8 protein-coding genes are annotated in these 19,901 nt (G+C 63.0%); 6 read left to right on the top strand and 2 right to left on the bottom strand.

Annotated elements, in window-relative coordinates:
• The first annotated feature begins 633 nt into the window (after positions 1-633).
• The gene (locus NUH87_RS27170; RefSeq protein WP_338523420.1) at positions 634-1,992 is read left to right on the top strand and encodes a hypothetical protein; all 1,359 of its coding nucleotides are present in this window, start codon (positions 634-636) and stop codon (positions 1,990-1,992) included.
• Between the two features lie 75 nt (positions 1,993-2,067).
• Here NUH87_RS27170 and NUH87_RS27165 read toward each other — a convergent pair whose 3' ends face one another.
• Positions 2,068-4,284, bottom strand: a complete 2,217-nt coding sequence (locus NUH87_RS27165) for an autotransporter outer membrane beta-barrel domain-containing protein (RefSeq protein ID WP_338523419.1) — start codon at positions 4,282-4,284, stop codon at positions 2,068-2,070.
• Between the two features lie 395 nt (positions 4,285-4,679).
• Here NUH87_RS27165 and NUH87_RS27160 point away from each other — a divergent pair, with 395 nt between their 5' ends.
• The 3 genes from NUH87_RS27160 to NUH87_RS27150 all read left to right on the top strand — a co-directional run bounded on the left by NUH87_RS27160 (position 4,680) and on the right by NUH87_RS27150 (position 9,268).
• Entirely contained in the window at positions 4,680-6,584 is a 1,905-nt protein-coding gene (locus tag NUH87_RS27160) for a hypothetical protein (RefSeq protein WP_338523418.1), read from the top strand.
• A gap of 120 nt (positions 6,585-6,704) precedes the next feature.
• A complete protein-coding gene (locus NUH87_RS27155; RefSeq protein ID WP_338523417.1) occupies positions 6,705-8,510 on the top strand; it encodes an addiction module component in 1,806 nt (601 codons plus the stop codon).
• A 32-nt stretch (positions 8,511-8,542) separates the two neighbouring features.
• Positions 8,543-9,268, top strand: coding sequence for a hypothetical protein (locus NUH87_RS27150; RefSeq protein ID WP_338523416.1), 726 nt, complete (start codon positions 8,543-8,545; stop codon positions 9,266-9,268).
• Between the two features lie 41 nt (positions 9,269-9,309).
• On the opposite strand, the gene NUH87_RS27145 is transcribed toward NUH87_RS27150, so the two are convergent.
• On the bottom strand, positions 9,310-9,990 hold the full coding sequence (locus NUH87_RS27145) for an alpha/beta family hydrolase (RefSeq protein ID WP_338523415.1): 681 nt from the start codon (positions 9,988-9,990) through the stop codon (positions 9,310-9,312).
• Between the two features lie 188 nt (positions 9,991-10,178).
• Between NUH87_RS27145 and NUH87_RS27140 the strand changes: the two genes are divergently transcribed.
• Both NUH87_RS27140 and ccoN read left to right on the top strand, forming a co-directional pair.
• Complete coding sequence (locus NUH87_RS27140; protein WP_338523414.1) at positions 10,179-18,170, top strand: hypothetical protein; 7,992 nt, start codon at positions 10,179-10,181, stop codon at positions 18,168-18,170.
• 303 nt (positions 18,171-18,473) lie between these two features.
• Complete coding sequence (gene ccoN / locus NUH87_RS27135; protein ID WP_338523413.1) at positions 18,474-19,898, top strand: cytochrome-c oxidase, cbb3-type subunit I; 1,425 nt, start codon at positions 18,474-18,476, stop codon at positions 19,896-19,898.
• Positions 19,899-19,901 lie beyond the last annotated feature (3 nt).

Raw genomic sequence — 19,901 nt, 5'->3', positions numbered from 1 at the left:
ATAGTTACTACCCATCTGAGATTTTCATGCCTTATTTGCCAGACCCACACGTGTCGACGCAAACAATCATAATAATCGGTAGAGCGTCTGACCGTGAAAACACCTGACAACACTCAATTAGATAGCAGGACTATCCTTATGATGGATCTAGTGAACACTCTACAGTCTCGCTTCATGAAAGAGGACCTTATCGCCCCACATGTCGAGCAAGCCGCCCCGGAGGATGGGCTGCTGCCGGCCAGCGAACTTGACGCGCCGATCACAGTGTCTTTACCGCTCTGGCCGAATGCAAGACCCGATGACTCCTATCAACTCACCTGGAACCATTCATTGATTGGCGACCCCATTCAACTTGCGCCCGCTCTGCAACCTGGCGATATCCTCTATTCGCACATCCCTGTCGCCACACTCGGCGTCGATGGGACATACCAACTCGGTTATCGGATCATGACAGGTTCAGGCGATATAGCTTATATATCCAAAACCACTCCCATTATCATTGATCGCCGCCCTCCCGGCGGCGCTCTTCTCGCGGCCCTTATCCTCCCGCCAATCGCCCGGGACGGCCTGACCGACCCTGAACTTGTCGAACTGGACAACCAACTCAGCGTCACCGTCCCCGGCTACTTCGACATGCAATGGGGCGATGTGATTCAAAGCTACTGGGGTGAACAGCCCGGCCCCACGCATCGGGTCCGGGCCGATGAACTCGGCAGCGATAAAATCCAGCTCAGCGTCGACCGAAGCTTCCTCGAACGCCTGGGCAATGGCGAGTTCGCTCTCAGTTACAGCGTCCGCGACCGCGCCGGCAATACCTCCGTTCGCTCGCAAGCGGTCATGCTCAAGTTGCAGTTGCAGCAAGTACCGACCAACCTGCAGGCACCCATTGCCCTGCAGCTCGACCATGGCCAGGTGCATGACGCCCATGCCCGCGTGGGTGTGAAGATCGCGGTTCCCGCCTACCCCCATGTCGCCATCGGTGACGAAATCTGCGTGCTGTGGAACGACGAACGGGCCGCCCCCAGGCGCGTCATCACCGCCCACGAACTGGACAAGCCGTTGCTGCTGAACGTCGTGGCGCGCTATCTGGTGATCTCCCGCCACGGCGACGGCCCGGCCAGGGTCAAATACCAGGTGCGGCGCAATGGCCAGGTGTTCACTTCAGCGGAGCTGGAACTCGAGGTTTTTTTGCAGTTGCCCGGTCCGCAGGACCCGACCCCGCAGACGGTGGTCAACGAGGCGCTGGCCGCGCCGCTGATCAAGGGCAAGAACCCCAATGGCCGCCGGCAGGACAACTACCTCGATGAAGACAACGCGCAACTCTCGGCCGACGCGGTCATTGCCTGGCGCAAGGCGTTCCGCGCCGGCGACCAGCTCAACCTGTTCTGGGGCCAGTCCAGCCGGCCGCTGGTACGCCCGATCACCCAGAAGGATGTCGACGCCGCCAGCTATCTGGTGATCAACGTACCGAGCAGCCTGATTGTCGAGCAGGGCTGCGGCGTGGCGATCAGCGTGCAGTACACCGTGACCCGGGAGGGCAATCCGAACACCTCCTACTCCCCCAAGCAATCGGTCGCGGTGATTTTCCAGATGCAGCTGCCGGGCGGCTCGGCGGGCCTGATGGAGCCGGTGTTCACCGGGGCCAACGTGCTGAATGTAGTGGACCCGCGCAAGGACCCGGAGGGCACCGTAGTGCTGGTGAGCCCCTATCGCAATATGAAAGTCGGCGACCGGGTGCTCCTGCGCTTTTGCGGTTTCGACGCCCTCACCGGGGGCAACGAGATCGACGCCGCGACCTTCAGCGCCGAACGCCGGGTCAGCGAGCACGAGCTGCGCAATGGCTGCCGGATCCGCGTGCCGCTGGCGTGCCTGATGGCCATCGAACATGGTCGTGGCCGCGCGCGTTATGAAGTGATCAGCGAGCTGGGACGGATTACCTCATTACCCGCCGATGTCTATGTCTCCTCACGAGCAACCGTCACCGCGCGTTGAGCGCCAACGATGAAAAAAGCCCTCGACGATCCTTCGTCAAGGGCTTCGGTAAAGGCTGTCGTCTGACCCGCGGTATCAGAACGCGTAGCGCAGGCCGATATTGGCCCCCCAGGGCTGCTCGATGTGCTCGCCCTTCATGTAGTCGAAGTCCGCATGCAGTTGCAGGTTCTTCGACAAGGCAGCAGAGACCCCCGCCCCCAATTCGCCGCGGCTGCCGAACAGGCTGTTGTCGAAGGCCGTACCATTGACCTTCACGGTGTTGTCGTTGCGGGAAAACTCATGGGCCATGGCCACCCGCAGGTACGGCTGCAGCAAACCGCCGTCGCGCAGTTCGAGGTTGCGCCCCAGGGTCGCGCCGGCCTTGCCGAGCACGGAGACGGTACGCCCGTTATCCACGCGCAGGCCGTTATCCAGTTGGTAGTTGTCGCCCTTGACCAGGACCGAGGACAACTGGGCATAAGGCTCGACGAAAACATCGTCACGCAACTTGATGTGCTTGCCGAACTCCAGCGAAGCGCCGTAGGCGAAGTTGTCGTAGCTGCCCTTGGCCCGGGTGCCGTTGGTCATCGAGACATCGGCCTGGTTATCGAAGCGGTTCAACTTGAGCACGCCGTCGAGGTAATAGCCGTCCTCCCGCAGCCAGGTGCCGTAGGCACCGAGGGAGTAGCTGTCCACCGTGGCGGAGGTGCCGCGACTCAGGCTCAGGTCGGAACGGCTGTGGCCGGCCATGACCCCGACCAGCAGTTGCCCGTCGCTCACCGGTACGGGCAGATCGACCCCGAAAGACAAGCCCCTCTGGCGCTGCTTGTAGCCGAAGCCCGCTTCGGCGGTGACGTTGTACTGGTTACCGTAACCACGGATCCAGCCCCCACCCTCGCCACTGGTGCGCACTTCGCCCATGCGGCTGCGCAAGGTGGCCAGCTCGCCGTACCAGATGGTCGGGCCGACGCTGAACAGCGCCAGCGAGGCCTCGGTCGAGGGACTGATGGTCCTGCCGGCCCCGACGATAAACCAGTCGTCGCCCTGCTTTTCCAGCTGATAGGAATAGACCCCCAGGTCGACGCTGCCACCGACCACCTCGAACAGCGCATCGCCGCCTTCGGTATGCACCACGTGCAAGGGGGTGATTTCCGGGGAGTTGGGCTCCAGCCCGGTGTTCTGGACATTCAGCAGGAAGTTGCCGTTGGCCTGGCCATTGATGTCCAGGCGGTCGCCGCTGTTGCCCAGCAGGTTGACGTGCATATTGAACGTGCCAGTCCCGGACAGCTCGCCCAACGACAGGGTGTAGAACTGTTCGGCTGAGCCCAGCGTCACGCTGCCACCGTCCATGGCCAGCGACTTGACCTCGGCATCGCCGGCCAGCGTCCAATTCGCGTTGCTGTTGATGGCCACGCTATTGGTGTTGATCAGGTTGCCGAACAGTCGCGCGCCGTTTTGCAGGGTGACATCCAGGGTGCTGCTGTCGTCGGCCACCAGGTCGCCGCGCAGCAGGCTGCTGTCAGCGGTGAAGCCGACGGTGCTGGCACCTGAGACATCCAGCAAAGTGCCATTACCTACCAGAGTGCCATTACCCGCCAGCAGACGCCCGTCGTTCTGCACCGTGATCTGCGCAATCGTGCCTTCCACCGCCGAAATCGCCGGGCCGGCAAGCCCCTCTATCGTTGAGTTGTCGACAACGATTTGCGCCAGCCGGGGAATGATCGGCCCTCCCGGCGCCGCGGTTCGGCCATCGAGTTGCAGGCCGATCGCATCGCCCTGCACATAACTGTTGTTGCTCATGTTCAGCGTGGCGCCGAGCAAGCGGATACCCATGCCGCCGACACCGCCAAAGTCGCTGCCGAACACCCGGGTATTGTCGAGGCTGAGTTGCCCCAATGCCGCCACCGCAATCCCGATCCCGGCCCCGGACAGGGTACTGCCCTGGATGTCCGCCCGGGACGCGGTTGTCGTACCCGCCGACGTCACGGTGCTCAGCAGCAGTGCCTCCCCGCTATCGTTGCGGATATCCGCATTATCGAGAACGGCCCTTGCGGCCCCCAGGCTAATCCCTTCAGTAACCCGGCCACCGTTGACTATTACCCAGGAGTTGACGCCGTCGGCCCTGACACGGGTCGCGGCGCCACCGTCGATAATTTCCAGCACCCCCTTATTGAGCACTTGCCATGAAGTGACCTCGCTTTCGGCGGTGATGGTTTCCCAACGGTTGCTCACTGTTCCCTGGGTCTCACTGTCCAGGACGGCGTGCTCGCGATCCTGCGCCAGGCTCGCCTCGCCCCCCAACACTGCGCCCATGAGACAAGCGACTTTTCCAAGGCCTTTATATCGATAGCAGAACGGAGTCAATCGATAAGTCGTGCATAACATTACTACTTCTCCAACCCACAACAAAAGAAGTAATAGTTTGATAAGGCACGACCACTATTTAATATTAAAAAAAGCCGTCAAAAAAGTCGGAATTTTCCCAAATTACACAAGGTACTTACCCACAGAAAATTCATGCTTTCGTACACTTCCACGCCTGAGAAAAACCACAAACAGCGCTTGACTCCTGTCAGCAACCTCTATTACGTGAACCCCAGATAGGAAAACGCCTATCGATAAAACTTGAAATGACAGGGCACTGACCAATAGATATCCGACACTTTTAGTGACCTTGTCTTCATTCCACTTTAACCAGGAGTAAAACCATGTGCTCGAACAAGAAGCGCCTTATTCTCACGCAAAACAATTACACCCGACTCACCCGCCAGAATCCGCCGCAACCCGATGTAGAGCTCGCTTTTCCAGACGGTTTGTTGCCCCTGACCGCACTCGGAGCACCCGTTCCCGTGACCTTCCCGCTATGGGATGACGCCAGTACCGACCAGACCTATCAATTGCTTTGGGATGGCGATGAAGTGGGTACCCCCACCGATGTCGAGCAGGACGATCTGGATAACCCGGAGCGCTATCTGAGTCTGGATATTCCCGTGGATCTGCTGGTTGAAAAGAATGATCCGGCGAACCCAACCGACAAAAAATATAAACTCGGCTATCAGATCTACGACAAGATCAGCCAACAGAAAACCGACTCGATTGACCGTCTGATCGAGGTCGATACCACCCGTCCCGGCCTGCCGAGTCATGGCCCGATGGCTTTCCCCAGGGAGGTCGATGATGGCCTGACCTCGGCGGAGCTGACCGCCATGGGCAATACACTCGATGTCATCGTGAGCAGCTACAGCACCATCGCTCAGGGTGACTTCATCGAGACTTTCTGGGGCGACATCGCCGGGCCCACGACCACCGTGGAGAAGAACGATATCGAGCTGGAGGAAGTCCCCCTTTCCTTCAGTCGCGCCTTTCTTGAAAACGTCGAGTCCCAGGTCGGCAACGCCCTGTCGGATGTGACCTACATCATCACCGACCGCGCCGGCAACGTCTCGCCGCGCTCCCTGGCGCGGCAGATCCGCTTGCTGCTGGCCGAGATCCCGGACGATCTGCCGCGACCTATCGTCGAACAGGCCAGCCCCGGGCAAGGCGGCCTGATCAGTTACAGCGATGCGATCACGGGCGTCACCGTCGACATTCCCCATTACCTGGGTGCCCAGGCCGAGGACCTGGTGACGCTTTATTGGGGCGACAGCAACCCGTTGCCGGCCATTCCGGTCCAGGACGGGGAGGAAGACAACGATCCGATTCTTTCGCCGGTCCTGCAATTCGACATTATCAACCGCTTCCCCGAAGCCACGGTCAATGTCCACTATGAAGTGCGCCGCAACGGCCAACTGGTGGGCACCTCGCTAGTGCTGCCGGTGGCGGTCTACCTGACCTTGCCGGTGCCGGAGGAACGCCTGCAGCCCTTGACGATCCAGGGCACCAGCGACAACCCCAACCGCCAGGACAACTTCATCGACCCGGATGACTATGAGCTGGATGGACGGGCCATCTTCCGCTGGGTCAACGGCCTGCGAGTAGACGACTACATCAACTTGCACTGGGGCCAGCAAGTGGTAGATCAGTGGTATCAGATCACCCAGGCGGACTTCAATGCCGGTGTCGATATCGACATTCCAGTGAGCAACCAGGTCATCAAACTAGAGGGTACCGGTGCCGCCATCCCAGTGGCCTACACCGTCACCCGCGCCACCAACCCCAACCCGGCACCGGCGCCGAGCCAAGCGGTGGTGGTGCGCTCGAAAATGGAACAACCCGGTGGCGAGCTTGGCCTTCTGGAAGCGGTGTTCACCCGCCTGTCCGACGCCGGCCATGTGATTCCCGGCCTGAATCCGGACGGCACGCCAGTACTGGTCAGGCCGTATGACAACATCAGGCTCTACCACGACATTGCCCTGACGTTCGATGGGTTCGAGCTGGATGGAACGCCCATCCCGACAGCCCACTGGGAAAAGACCGACACCATCAACCCGACCAATATCGATACCGGTTTGACCTTTCAGATTCCGCTGGCCAACTTGATCAGCATTTGCAAAGGCTATGCAGAAGTCACTTATCGGGTCGAACCGCGCCCTGAACATAATCAGGAACCGGCCAACTCGTTGCCCGGCTCTGCCCCGGTCAGTATGAACCGGCCCGGCATAGGTTGCAGTTAACACGCCAAAGTTACACCCACCGAAAAAACTCTATAAGCCCTTTATAAGTTGATACTTATCAAGTGCCTCAGTGTGTCTGCGGCCTTCTGCGGAAGGCTGCATTCAAACAAGGAAATGACTATGAGCATGACAACTTCCAGCACGCCCGTTTTCGATCACCCCGATGTTCCCGCCGCATTCGAAGATGGCCTGTTACCCATCAGCGCACTCAATGCCCCGCTGCTCGTGACTTTCAAAGTCTGGGACAATCCCTCAACCAGCGAAACTTACCAGTTGCTCTGGAACGAAGTGCTGATCGGTGATAGCGAGCTCATCAAAGCCGAAGACAAACCCGGTGATACATTGGAACTTTATATTCCCGTCGATGCGCTGATCGAGGGTAAATATCAACTGGCCTACCGTGTCACCGACAGCCTCAGCGAAGAATACACAGACTCCTTCCCCTACCCCCTCGAAATCGACACCACTGCCCCCGGCTATCCCACCACCCTCGCCCCCCTTGATTTCCCCCCAGCCGTCAAGGACGGTCTCAGCTCGGAAGAACTGACGCAACTGGGCGATGTATTGCCGGGCACCGTCCACGGCTACAGCGGCTTCGCCATCGGAGACCGGATCAGGACCTTCTGGGGCGCCACCGAAGGTCCTGGCGGCGAGGTCGAGGAAGATGACATGGAGGAACCCCGGAAAGTCATCATCGAATTTCCCCGCGCCTTTCTCGAGTCGCTGGGGGATTTCAACGGGCCGGTGTTCTACCAGGTCACCGATCGGGCCGGCAATCCCTCCGAGGACTCGACCGCCACCGACATTCTCCTTCTGCTCAACGAACCGGTAACCGACCTCCCCGCGCCGATCATCGACGGCTATGTCGAGCCCATCGACCACGAACAGGCGCAAGCCGGTATCGAAGTATGGATTCCCAGCTCGGACCTGGCGGAAGCCGGCGACCAGATCCTCTTGCACTGGGCCAGCGTCCCCCTCGGTCCCTTCGACACCGAGTCCATCGGCCAACCGATCATCCTGCGCATCGACGTAGCCTTCGAGACCCTCGAACAGGCCGGCGACGACGCCATCCGCCTGAGCTATGACCTCAGCCGTGACGGTCGCCCCATCGGCTACTCGTTGCCACTGGATATCGTCGTCAGGGCCAGGCTGCCGGTGCCCGGCGAGATGCAACGGCCCGTCATTCGCGGCGCCTCGCCCGGGGCCACGGACAACCTGATCGATGAAAACGACTTCGAACGCGATGCAACCGCGGTCATTGCCTGGAATCCCGGTTTCAGCGTAGGGCAGCTGATTCAGCTGTACTGGAGCGGGCAACCGATGTTCGAACCGCCTTATCCCATCAGCGCGAGCGATGTCGCCGCTGCCCGCGACCTGAACCGCCCGGTCCTCAATAGCCGCTTCCGGCCGCTGGGCACCGGCACCGATATCCGCGTGCAGTACAGCGTCACCCAGGCCGGCAATCCGAATACCTCGCGATCGCTGGAGCAAAGCATCATCGTCCGCTCCCGCGATGAACTGCCCGGAGGACCGGTCGGACCGGAGGCCCCGGTGTTCACCGAGCTGAACGAGCATGGCGCGATCAACCCGGTCAACGGCCAGGAAGGCGCGCCGGTCCACATTGCCCCGTACCTGAATATCAAGGCAGGCGATGTCATCCATTTCCTCTACGAAGGCTTCGACCAGCTGATTGGCGGCCACCCGAAAAACCAGTGGCCGCACACCTCCGAGCCCCTGACCGAGGAACAGACCCGCAACGGCTACGACCTGCGGATTCCGCGAACGGTGCTGGACGCCACCTGCTACGGCCACACGGAAGCCTCGTTCAGCGTCGACAGCGTAACCGGAACCGGCCGTTCGAAACGGCAAAACGCCTATGTGGACATGCGCGTGGCCGGCGTCTGTCCGGCAGCCTTGCACCCATGATCCGCCCGCCCCTTTCCCCCGGAGACCTCATCATGTCCAAGCCCATCCAAGCGCGAAACCTGGACCGCCCCCTGGTCCTCAGCGCCAACCCCGCCGGTGTCGGTGCCATCGACGTCGACAACCCGGAAAAACCCCTGGCCGTGCTGGTCGGGCCGTTGAACCTCAAGCCCGGGGATCGTATCGACCTGTATTGGGGACACGTCGTGGAGCCGACCGTCAGCTACGAGCATCCCCTGGATGCCCCGCCGGACAGTGGTTTCGCGACCCTGTCCGTCGACACCCGAAGTCTTGAGTCGGCCAAGGATCCGCTGCCGGTTTGCTACAGCTTCACACCGTTTCCCGGCGGCACTGCCGAAGAGTCCGATATCACCTGCATCCGGGTAAAACTGGAATCCCCCGGCGGCGTCGACATCGATCCGGCGACACCCTATGAGAACGAAGCCCTGCGCCCGCCACGCGTACAGCCATCCGGCGTTATCGTCAATCCGCAGGGAGTGAGCGTGATCGTCGCGCCCTACCCGCACATGAGCGAAGGCGATCGGATCAGCGTGGCCTGGGATCAGCAGAGCATCCACCACCCGGCCTTGACGGCAGCGGAACTGGAACTGGAGGTGGTCATCCCGATCCCGCCGCCAATCATCGAAGCCGCCGGCAACGCCAGCGCCCTGCCGGTGCGCTATGAAATCCGCGATGTGGTCGGCAACTGGTCGAAGCGCTCACCCGCCACCGAGGTCGTGGTCAGTCTCGACGCGCGCTGAAGCCACCCACGCCGGTTGCCCTGAGCCAGGCAACCGGTGTTTTACGCCCTCTGGTGCTGGATAAAGTCGTGGACTTGCCGCGCCGCCGTGTCCAGATGCTGCTCATGGCTGAAACCGCTGGCCTTCAGCGGCTTGAGATCGTGATCGGCCGCTGCCAGCCAGCTCACCTGCACCGCCGCCGACAGCGCATAGCCCGCCACCGTCTGCCGATTGCCCAGGGCATCGCGTTCGCCCTGCACGATCAGGGTTGGCGTGGCGATATCGGCCAGATGCGCCACCCGTGGTTTTTCCGGTTTGCCCGCCGCGTAGAACGGATAGCCCAGGCACACCAGCCCCTGCGCGCCGAGGTCATCGGCGAGCAAGCTGGCCATGCGTCCGCCCATGGACTTGCCACCGATGAACAGCGGACCCTGGACCTGGCGCCGCCCCCCCTCGTACACCTCGCGCCAACACTCCAGTAAGCGGGCCTGCGGGTTCGGCGGACGCTTGCCACCGTCCAGGCGCCGTTGGGCCATGTAGGGAAACTCGAAGCGCAACACGGCGACACCCTGCAGCGCCAGGCGTTCGGCCATGGCGTTCATGAAGTCACTGTCCATCGGTGCGCCGGCACCGTGGGCGAGGATCAGCGTGGCAACCGGGCCATCTTCCCCGGCGGCGTTGTACAGATAGCCAGAGTCCGCTGCCCAGGATGCCGGGGACCGGGTTGCTTGCAGGGTCGACATATCACCTCTCATTTCACTGTCCGCGCCGAAAACAGGGCCCGGAGGGTCCGCGTCGGCAAGCTAGATATGTAACGCATCGCTGCGCCGCTTTTCCTGAAAATGAAAACACCTTATCTGCCAGCCCAGACACTGCAAGGCCGGCGGCGCCGACACGGGACTCCCCGGTCCATTTTCAGACGAGTATTGCCATGCCTCAAGACGCCCTCACCCACGCCGAACAACCCGGCGCCAGTCGCCCTCAACCGGATCGTCCGCTCGCGCCAGCGCGCCGGAAGGCCGCTGCGCCGCAGCTCAGCCGCGCCTTCGCCAGCCTCGATGAAGCCGTCCAGTATGCCCACGGCCAGGCCGCTTTCAAAGGTTCGAGTCGACAGTCGTGGTTTATCCTCAAGCAGGCGCAACGGGATGAATTCAAGGCAACCGAGGCGCCGGGAACGGCCCCCTCCGACCCAGCCGCCGTCTTCGGCCGGGACACCCAGGACGTACTGCAATTGCCCGAAGGCTTTATCCTCACCGGCCTCTACTGCCAGGCCGAGACCGTCCACGAGCAACTGCCCCCCAGGGAAAGCGGGCTGTACGAAAACTTTTTCAGCCCCTACGACCTGCTCGCGGGACTTCATCATGCACGCCGCTCACGTCCATCAGCGTCCGCCGCGCAGCCGCCGGCGTTGCTCCTCGGCACCCCCGACGGTGCGCTGCTGGCCTATCGATCCGAGGACAGCGAGCTGGAGCAAGCGCTGTTGCCCGAAGGCGCGGACTGGCAGACGCGGGCCGGGCACTACCGCGATCAACTGCTGAGCGGTGTACTGCCCCCCAGCCAGTTCGTCCGCACCCTCGCCGCCGCCGGCCAGTTGCGGGTGCTGCGTACCAGCCACCTGTGGAATCGCCTGGGCGAGGTAGACCCGTTCAAGTGGGCGCCGTTCGCCGACGCCATGCTCCCCGCGCTGGGTCCGGCCTTTCTCTCGGCGGACGACGCCGCTCGCCATGCCCAGCAGCTCATCCAGGGCGGCACCGACAAGGAGTTCGGCGGGCTGATCTTCCAGCGCCAGGATGGGGCCTTTGTCGCAACAGTACCCACCACCGGCAACAACCGCCGCTTCAACAGCGATAGCCTGTATCCGATCACCGAAACCGGTATGGCCAGCTTCCCCCCCGGACACCGGCTGCATGCCGTGTACCGCTCCAACATCAGCCTGTCGGCGATCAAGGAGCAACACCTCGACACGCCATCGACGCTTTCCGAACAAGAGACACGCCTCAAGCTGAAAAGCATCACCCCTGACGAAGTGCTCACGACCCTCCTGGCCCGGTCAAAAGGCGTACAGGCGTTTTATGTACTGATGACCAACGCCAACATCATCAAATACATGCCCAGCGGCTCTGCCGAAGAAGACGCCTTGATCCCGCGCCTGTTGCCCGGAAACGACCTCAGCGACCTTGACCGGCTATTACCGAGCGAATTCATCAAGTCCCTGGCCAAGACCGGCGGGCTCCATGTCGTCCGCGGCGATACCTACTGGGGTCCGCCAGGCAAGATGCCCGGCGATTGGACGCCCTACCCGCCAACGAAAGCCTCGGGGCCCGCTTTGCCGACCTTCGGGCCGCTGCTCGACAGTGCGGATGCCGCCGCCCTGTATGCCCACGAACGCATCAACGGCCAATACCGCGACCGGCGGATCGGCTTCATCATCACCGATCACCACAACCGCTACGTGGCGAGCGAACCGGTGGCGGCCAGGGAACCGCTGTTTACAGCCGACCCGCTGTTGCCCACCGCCGCTGACGGCTCACTGTCATTACCGCCCGGCTATCGCCTGGCCGGCCTCTACTACAGTGCTGCGCTGTATCCGCAACGCTTGCCGTGCAAGGACGTCTGGATGTACCGCAACTGCTTTCTGCCCGCTGAGCTGCTGGCGGCGCTCAAACAGATCGAAGCCTATCGCCCGGCCCCGGGCACGCCCGCTCTGCCCTTGTACCTGAGCACCCTCGATGGTGCGCAACTGAAATACCGGTCGCTGGACATCCGCTTCGACCAGTTGCTGCTCGCCGGCTCCGGCAACGTTCAGAGCTACGGCGAACGCCTGGTCAAGGGCATACTCGACCCGCTGAACTTCATTCACTCGCTGGCCGGGAGCGGTGAACTGAGCGTGCTTCATCCCAGTGAACTGTGGGGCCCGGCAGGTCCGGTCAGCAGCGAATGGCACCCCTATCATCAACTGCGCCGGCGCCCCCTCGGCCCACTCTTCGCCAGCGCCGATGACGCGGCGCGCCACGCCCACGAGCAGATTGCCCGGCGCTACGACAAGGTCCATGGCGGGGTGATCCTGAAACGCGCGGACGGCCTGTTCGTCGCCACGGCACCGCGGGTCTCGGCCACCGAAATCTTCGACCACACGCTGGTATTCCCCATCAGCAATGGTTTCCCCCTGGAAGATCACACGATTGTCGGGACCTATAGCTCCCGCCTGGGGACCCTGGATTTCTCGCTGCCGGAAACCGAGGGCCGGCTTTACCTGAACCTGTTTCCAACCTGGGATATCTATCGGGCGATCAAGGATCGTTCGATTCCATTGCGCTATTTCTCCGGCCAGGACGGTTCGCTGATCCGCTACACCAGCAAGCACTCTCCAGATGAAATCGAGCTGTTCAAGGCACTGTCGCCGTCACCGGAAAACCCGCTGAACCTGACGGACAATCCCACGGAGCAGCGTTTCAAGAGTGGCAGGGACGCCGACAAGGGCGCCGTGCTGGCGTTCGTCCGTGACCTGGTAAAAGCCGCCGAGCTGCGGGTGCTGGTCAGTGGCCGCGATGTCTGGACAACTCCCGGGAAAGTGCTGTCGATTCGTGACACCGTCGCCGGGGTGCTGGTCGAGACTGACCAGACACTCGTCGCCCGCCATGCCCCCGCGTTCAGCCCGGTGTTCATCGCGGCAGAGGATGCCGTGCGCCATGCGCTCAGGCACACCAACCAGAGAACCCGGCGCAGCTTCGGCTTCATTTTCAAGAAAACCGAGAAAGAATACGTCGCCACCGCCCCCGCCCTCGATACCGGCGCGAACTTCGATCGAACGCTCATACTGCCGCCGGAGATCGCCGTCCTCAGCCTGATTCCCGGTTATCTCCTCGACGGCCTCTATGTGGCGACACCCCGACTGGAGGCACCGCCCAGCGACCCGGTCTACCCGCATTTCATTTCGGCGCGCGACTTCGCCCACGCCATCAAGACCGCGCGTGAAACGGCGATCGTGCCGGGGCACCAGAGCAGCACCCGGATTTATCTGTCGACCGTCGACGGAGCCTTGTTGAACTATCAGCTACCGCTGGTTCCCGATGCCGACGAAGTGCTACGGGGCGGCGTCTTTCACAACGACGGCATTGATACCCAGGGCCAACTGGAGAACGGCTCGCTGTCCGGTCGGGACTATGTTCGCCGCGTGGCGGCGAGCGGTAAATTGAGCGTCTTGCAACCCGGTACGCTGTGGCGGCGCAAAGGCCCGATCAGCGCCACCTGGGACGCCTCCGACGATGCCTCGAGCGAAACGCAACGTTATGCCCTCAGCCCGCTGTTCGCTCACGCGGACGATGCCGCCCGCTATACCCATGGCAAGATCGGCCACGGTCGCGGCGCGCTGTTGGTCGACGCGATCTATCGAACATCCGTCCCCGATGGCTATGTCACCCTTGAGCCTTTCGTCGATGGCCAGGCGATCAAGGTCACCCGCACCCTGGCCGACCAGAAGACACAGGAACTGGAGAAACAGCGCCTGGAATTGACCCTGGGGAAAACCCCGCTCGACAGTATTCATTATGCCAAGCCGGTCGCCCCTGCCCAGTACCCGACCAGCGCTCCTGCCACGGTCGACTTCTTCAGCGCCGAGGATATCTGCTTCGTCACCAGGACCCTGCTGGCGGACAACCTCTTCCTCAACGGCATCTACCACTCCAGCCAGGAAGGCGCCCTGCTCAAGTACGAGCCCAGGGACTCCAGCGCACAACGTGATTTGTGCGTACCGAACGAACCGAACAGGGAACCCGGCAAAAACCTTACCCCAGCCCATGTCCGCCTGGTGAAGACGGTCGCCGGCGCGGGCAGGCTGAGCGTGCTGGAAACCAGCCGGCTCTGGCCAGAACCAGGCCCGGTCGAGCCCGGCTGGACACCGGCATGGGCCGTCGAGGATCGACGCCCGCGCGCCACCCGGGACCTGGTACCGCCGCTGATCAACAGTTTCAATATCGGCGGTGTGGGGGCCACCGACGTGATCGACCCGCAACGGCCGCTGCCCGTGGTGATCGCCCCGCTGGACCTGAAACCCCGGGATCGCATCGACCTGTACTGGGGCAGCCATCCCGATCCCGTCGCCAGCCATACCCAGGGCAGCGAGCCCGGCGCCGGCTACCTCACCCTGCGGGTCGCCACCCACTGGATCATGTCGGCGCAAGACCTGGCGGTGCGCTATGTCCTCACACCCTTCCCCGGCGGCACCCCGGAAACTGCCGAGACCCGCGTACGGATCAAGCTGGACGTGCCCGGCGACCCCGACACCCAATCCGCGACGCCCACCGTCAACGACAAGCTCGAACTGCCCGTGGTGTTGCCGCCCGGGGTGATCGAAGACCCGGAGGGCGTCAGCGTGGTGGTCAAGCGCTATGCGAACATGGCCGCGGGCGATGCGCTCGTCGTCTCCTGGCATGGCCGCCTCGTACAGCATCCGCCCTTGAGCGGGCCGAGCGACGAAGTGGTGGTGCCGATCGATCCGGCGATCATCCGCGAAGCCGGCAACTCCGACGCCATCCTGGTGCGTTATGAGATCCGCGATGTGGTCAACAACTGGTCGAGATGGTCACGCCCGGCGCTGGTCGAAGTCGGCATCGGCGATCCGGACCTGCGGGCCCCGGTGGTGCCGCGTGCCCAGGGCATGCTGCTGAACCTGGATCAACTCAATGGCGCCGACGTGCAGACACTGGTGCTGCGCTATGACGGCATGAGCAGCACCCAGACCCTGCGCCTGCTGGTTGAACGGGAAACCGCCCTGGGCGCACAGCTGCCCGCGTACAGCGCGGTCATGCCCGGCCACGACAGCGATGCGTTCGTGTCCTTCGAGGTGCCGAACGAGCAGTTCCTCCTGATCATCCGGGGACAGGCGCGGTTCTACTACTATGTCGAGGAACCCGCTCTGCCTTCACGCCGTTCCAAGAGCCTGTCGCTGCAAATCGTCGGCCAGGCCCTGACACTCAAGCCGCCACGGGTGCCCGTGGCCGAACAGAACGGCAATGTGCTCGACCCGACGGCAACCGGGGTCATTGCCCGGGTGGAGCGCTATTCGTTCATTGCACCGGGCCAGACGGTGACCCTGGTCTGGATCGGTACGACTGCCGTCGGCACGGAGATCCGCCACGAACAGACCCTGCCCGTCATGGACATCGGCAAGGACATCGACTTCACGATCCCGGACGACAAGGTCAGCGTACTGGCCGGCGGCTCTGTCGTGGTGCGTTATGACGTCAAGACCGAAGCACCGGACCCCTTCGTTTCGCAGGCGCGCCTGCTGCCGGTCAGCGCCAGGCCACTGGACCTTGATCCGCCCAAGGTGCTGGAGGCCCATGACAGCGTGCTGTTCCCACTCCAGGCGCTCGACGGCGCGACGATCCGGGTCAGCTATGCCATGGAGACCCGGGACAGCATTCAAGCCTACTGGCGCGGCACGCCCGGCAACGGAACCCCGGCGATCGAGGTCAAGCCCGGCAACGCCAGTGGCACCGTCGACTTTGCCGTGCCCGCCAGCGCCGTCAGTGCCAATATCGGCAAGCGCGTGGAGGTCGGCTATAGCGTCACCCGCCAGGGTATCCCGGCACCCTCGAACATCCTGGCGCTGGACGTGCTGCCCATCGCCCACGAAGAGCTGCGACCGCCCTTCGTTCGCGAAGCGCCGGACAATCTGCTGCTGGACCTCAACACCTTTGCCGGCGATGCCCATGTCGAAGTCAGGAAATGGCCACATATCCAGGTCGGCCAGCGGATCTGGCTACGGATCGAGGGAACCCTGATCAACGGCAGGCCTTTCACCCTGGCGCTGTGGAATGCCGAGGAAGTCAGCAGCATCTCGGATGTGATCGAAGGCCTGCTTGCACGCACCCACCTCGATCAATTGCGCGACCTGAGCGGCCTGACCTTTACCTACAAGGTGGCCTTCGACGGCGGTCGCGATGAAGCGGACGCCCTGACATTCCCCCGGCTGTCGTTGACGCTCAGGGCCAGGAAACGGGCGCCTGAACTGATCTTCGACACCAGCCCCGTCAGCCTGCCCGGCACGATCTACCTGATCCCCTGCCACCCGCAGGTGCTGCCCGCCTTCGGTCCCGGCACCACGCTGCAGCGCGCGGCCGGCGGCGGTGTGCCCGGTTATCACTACAGCAGCGACGACCCACGGATCGCCGTGGTCGACGACAGCGGCACAGTCACCGTGCGCGGCAATGGCAAGACCGCTATCCGGGTCAGCGACAGCGCCGGGCAACGCAAAAGCTACGAGGTCAGCGTCAGCGGCGTGGTGCAGTGCTACAACCTGGGCGAAGGCACCAGTGACGAAACCCTGCGCAAGGCACAACAAAAAAGCCTGAGCATCCCGTCGCTGGACGAACTGATCAGCATCCGCACGGCCTACGGCAAGCGCTGGCCGTTGCAGTCGCCGCTCAAGCCGAAAACCTGGTCATCGACCACCAAGACCCCATTGGGACTGGTGTATGCGGTGCTGGACATGACCTTGAATGTCGTCGAGCCGGAAGGTCCCTATATCAAGATCACCGCCGGCCTGGGCTTGATCCATGAGGCCAGCGGCCTGGGCATCGGTCCCTCGCGGCTCCCGGGGTGCAAAACCGCCCGGAGCCTGCCCGCGGATGCCCGCGAACTGGAAAGGCCGAGGGTCGAGGCCGCCCTGGACGACGGCCAGGGACTGCTGCCGGTCAGCGCACTCGACACTCCGGTCGCGGTGACCTTCCCGGTCTGGGCCAACCCCGCCACGGACGAGACCTATCAGTTGCTGTGGGGGACGGAATTGCTCGGCAGCCCGGTATTCATTGCCCCGGGCGACAACCCCGGCGACACCCTGAGCCTGGACATTCCCGTCGCGGCCCTCACCCACGGCCGGCATGAACTCAGGTACCGGGCCTACAGCACCGTCAGCCAGACCTCGACGGATTCGTTTCCCACCCTGATCGAGGTCGACCGCGAACAACCCGGCCAGCCATTACTGGCGGCCATGGCCTTTCCACCGCAGGTCAACGACGGCCTGACCTCGGCGGAGCTGACCCGACTGGGCAATGTGCTGCCGGGCACCATCGCCAGCTACAACGGTTTCGAGATCGGTGACCAGGTAACGACCTTCTGGGGCGATGTCGAGGGACCGGGCATGCGGGTCACGGAACTCAAGACCCTCGTCATCGAGTTTCCCCGCGCCTTCCTCGTCTCGCTGGGGCCGGATGCCGATTGGCCGGTGTCCTACCGGATCAGGGACCGGGCGGGCAACCTGTCGGAGCCCTCGAAAGCGGTCGCCGTCAAGCTGCGGCTCTCAAGCGGCGAGCGTCCGGAACTGGCGTTCGACCAACGCCCGGCAACCCTCAGCGGCAAGATCTACCTGATCCCCAGCCACCCGGCGGTCTTGCCGGCCTTCGGCCCGACGACTTCGCTCCGGCGCCAGGCCAGCGGCGGTACCCCCGGTTATAGCTACACCTCCGGCAATCCGGCGATTGCCGTGGTCGATGCGTCCGGCCTGGTCACGGTACGCGGCAACGGCAGCACCCGCATCACGGTGCGCGATCGCGGCGGACAGACGAAAAGCTACAGCCTGTCGGTCAGCGGCGTGATCCACTGTCATGGGCTGGGACTGGGAACCTTCGCCAACATGCAGGCCAAAGCCGGCGCCGGGCATCAGCGGCTGCCGACCCGCACCGAGCTCGCGGAGATCCATCGCCTCTACGCCAACCGCTGGCCATTGGGCGCCCAGCGCGAATGGCTGGCGGACACCCCGCGGGAAGCGGAGTCAACGACCACGCGGGATTTCGGCCTGACCTGGTCCACGGCGCGGGCGACCGTGGTGCCGCCGATCAAGTATTACGTCGTGCACCTGCCCACCGGCAAGGAGTCGATCCTGTTCGATCTGAGCAGTGCCTATGGCCTGGGCCTGAGCTGAGCCGAAGCCTTCGGTGGCGGGTGCAATGCCGTCCACCGAAGCTTGAATGCACCCCCCTTGTGGGAGCGGAGCTTGCCCGCGAAGCTTTTAGCGGCCTCAAGGCCCTCTTCGCGGCGGTCCGGCGTCCCGGCAAGCTCCGCTCCCACAGGGCCCCCTGGCCACCGGCAACGCCTACCCCATTGACCCCCGTCAATACCCCCCGCTGGCTATTTGCCCATGCTTGGCTGGCTTTTAGTCTGCCTATAACTCCAGATCCTGCGAATGCAACAGCGCCGGCCGGGTCTGAACCGTGGATGGGGAACCATGAACACTTCAATCAGTACCGCCTACAACTACAAGGTGGTCCGCCAATTCGCCATTATGACGGTGGTGTGGGGCATCGTCGGCATGGGGCTCGGTGTCTTCATCGCCGCCCAATTGGTCTGGCCCGAACTCAACTTCAACCTGCCGTGGACCAGCTTCGGTCGTCTACGCCCGTTGCACACCAATGCGGTGATCTTCGCCTTCGGTGGCTGCGCGCTGTTCGCCAGCTCCTACTACTCGGTACAACGCACCTGCCAGACCCAGCTGTTTTCGCCGAAGATCGCGGCGTTCACCTTCTGGGGCTGGCAGTTGGTGATTGTCCTGGCGGCCATCAGCCTGCCGCTGGGCTACACCAGTTCCAAGGAATACGCCGAACTGGAATGGCCGATCGATATCCTGATCGCCATCGTCTGGGTCGCCTACGCCGTTGTGTTCTTCGGCACCCTGATGAAACGCAAGACCAAGCATATCTATGTCGGTAACTGGTTCTTCGGCGCGTTCATCATCACCGTGGCGATCCTGCATATCGTCAACAACCTGGAACTGCCGGTCAGCCTGACCAAGTCCTACTCGATCTACGCCGGCGCCACCGACGCCATGGTGCAGTGGTGGTACGGGCACAACGCGGTGGGCTTCTTCCTGACTGCGGGCTTTCTCGGGATGATGTACTACTTCGTGCCGAAACAGGCCGAACGTCCGGTGTATTCCTATCGCCTGTCCATCGTGCACTTCTGGGCGCTGATCACCCTGTATATCTGGGCCGGTCCCCACCACCTGCACTACACCGCCCTGCCGGACTGGGCCCAGTCGCTGGGCATGGTGATGTCGCTGATCCTGCTGGCACCGAGCTGGGGCGGCATGATCAACGGCATGATGACCCTCTCCGGGGCCTGGCATAAGCTGCGCAGCGACCCGGTCCTGCGCTTCCTGGTGGTGTCCCTGGCGTTCTACGGCATGTCGACCTTCGAAGGGCCGATGATGGCGATCAAGACCGTCAACGCCCTCTCCCACTACACCGACTGGACCATCGGCCACGTTCACGCCGGGGCACTGGGCTGGGTGGCGATGATCTCCATCGGCGCGCTGTACCACATGATCCCGAGAGTCTTCGGCCGCCCGCAGATGCACAGCATCGGCCTGATCAATGCGCACTTCTGGCTCGCCACCATCGGCACCGTGCTCTACATCGCCTCGATGTGGGTCAACGGCATCGCCCAGGGCCTGATGTGGCGCGCGGTCAACGAGGACGGCACGCTGACCTATTCCTTCGTCGAAACCCTGGTGGCCAGCCATCCCGGCTACGTCGTCCGGCTGGTGGGCGGGTCGATCTTCCTCAGCGGCATGTTGCTGATGGCCTACAACACCTGGCGCACCGTGCGCAGTGCGGAACCTGCCACCGTGACCGCCGCCGCGCAGATGGCCTGAGGA

Source organism: Pseudomonas batumici, assembly GCF_036585405.1.
In the GTDB taxonomy this organism is placed as follows: Bacteria; Pseudomonadota; Gammaproteobacteria; order Pseudomonadales; family Pseudomonadaceae; genus Aquipseudomonas; species Aquipseudomonas batumici.
This window is presented reverse-complemented; position numbering and strand designations above follow the sequence as displayed.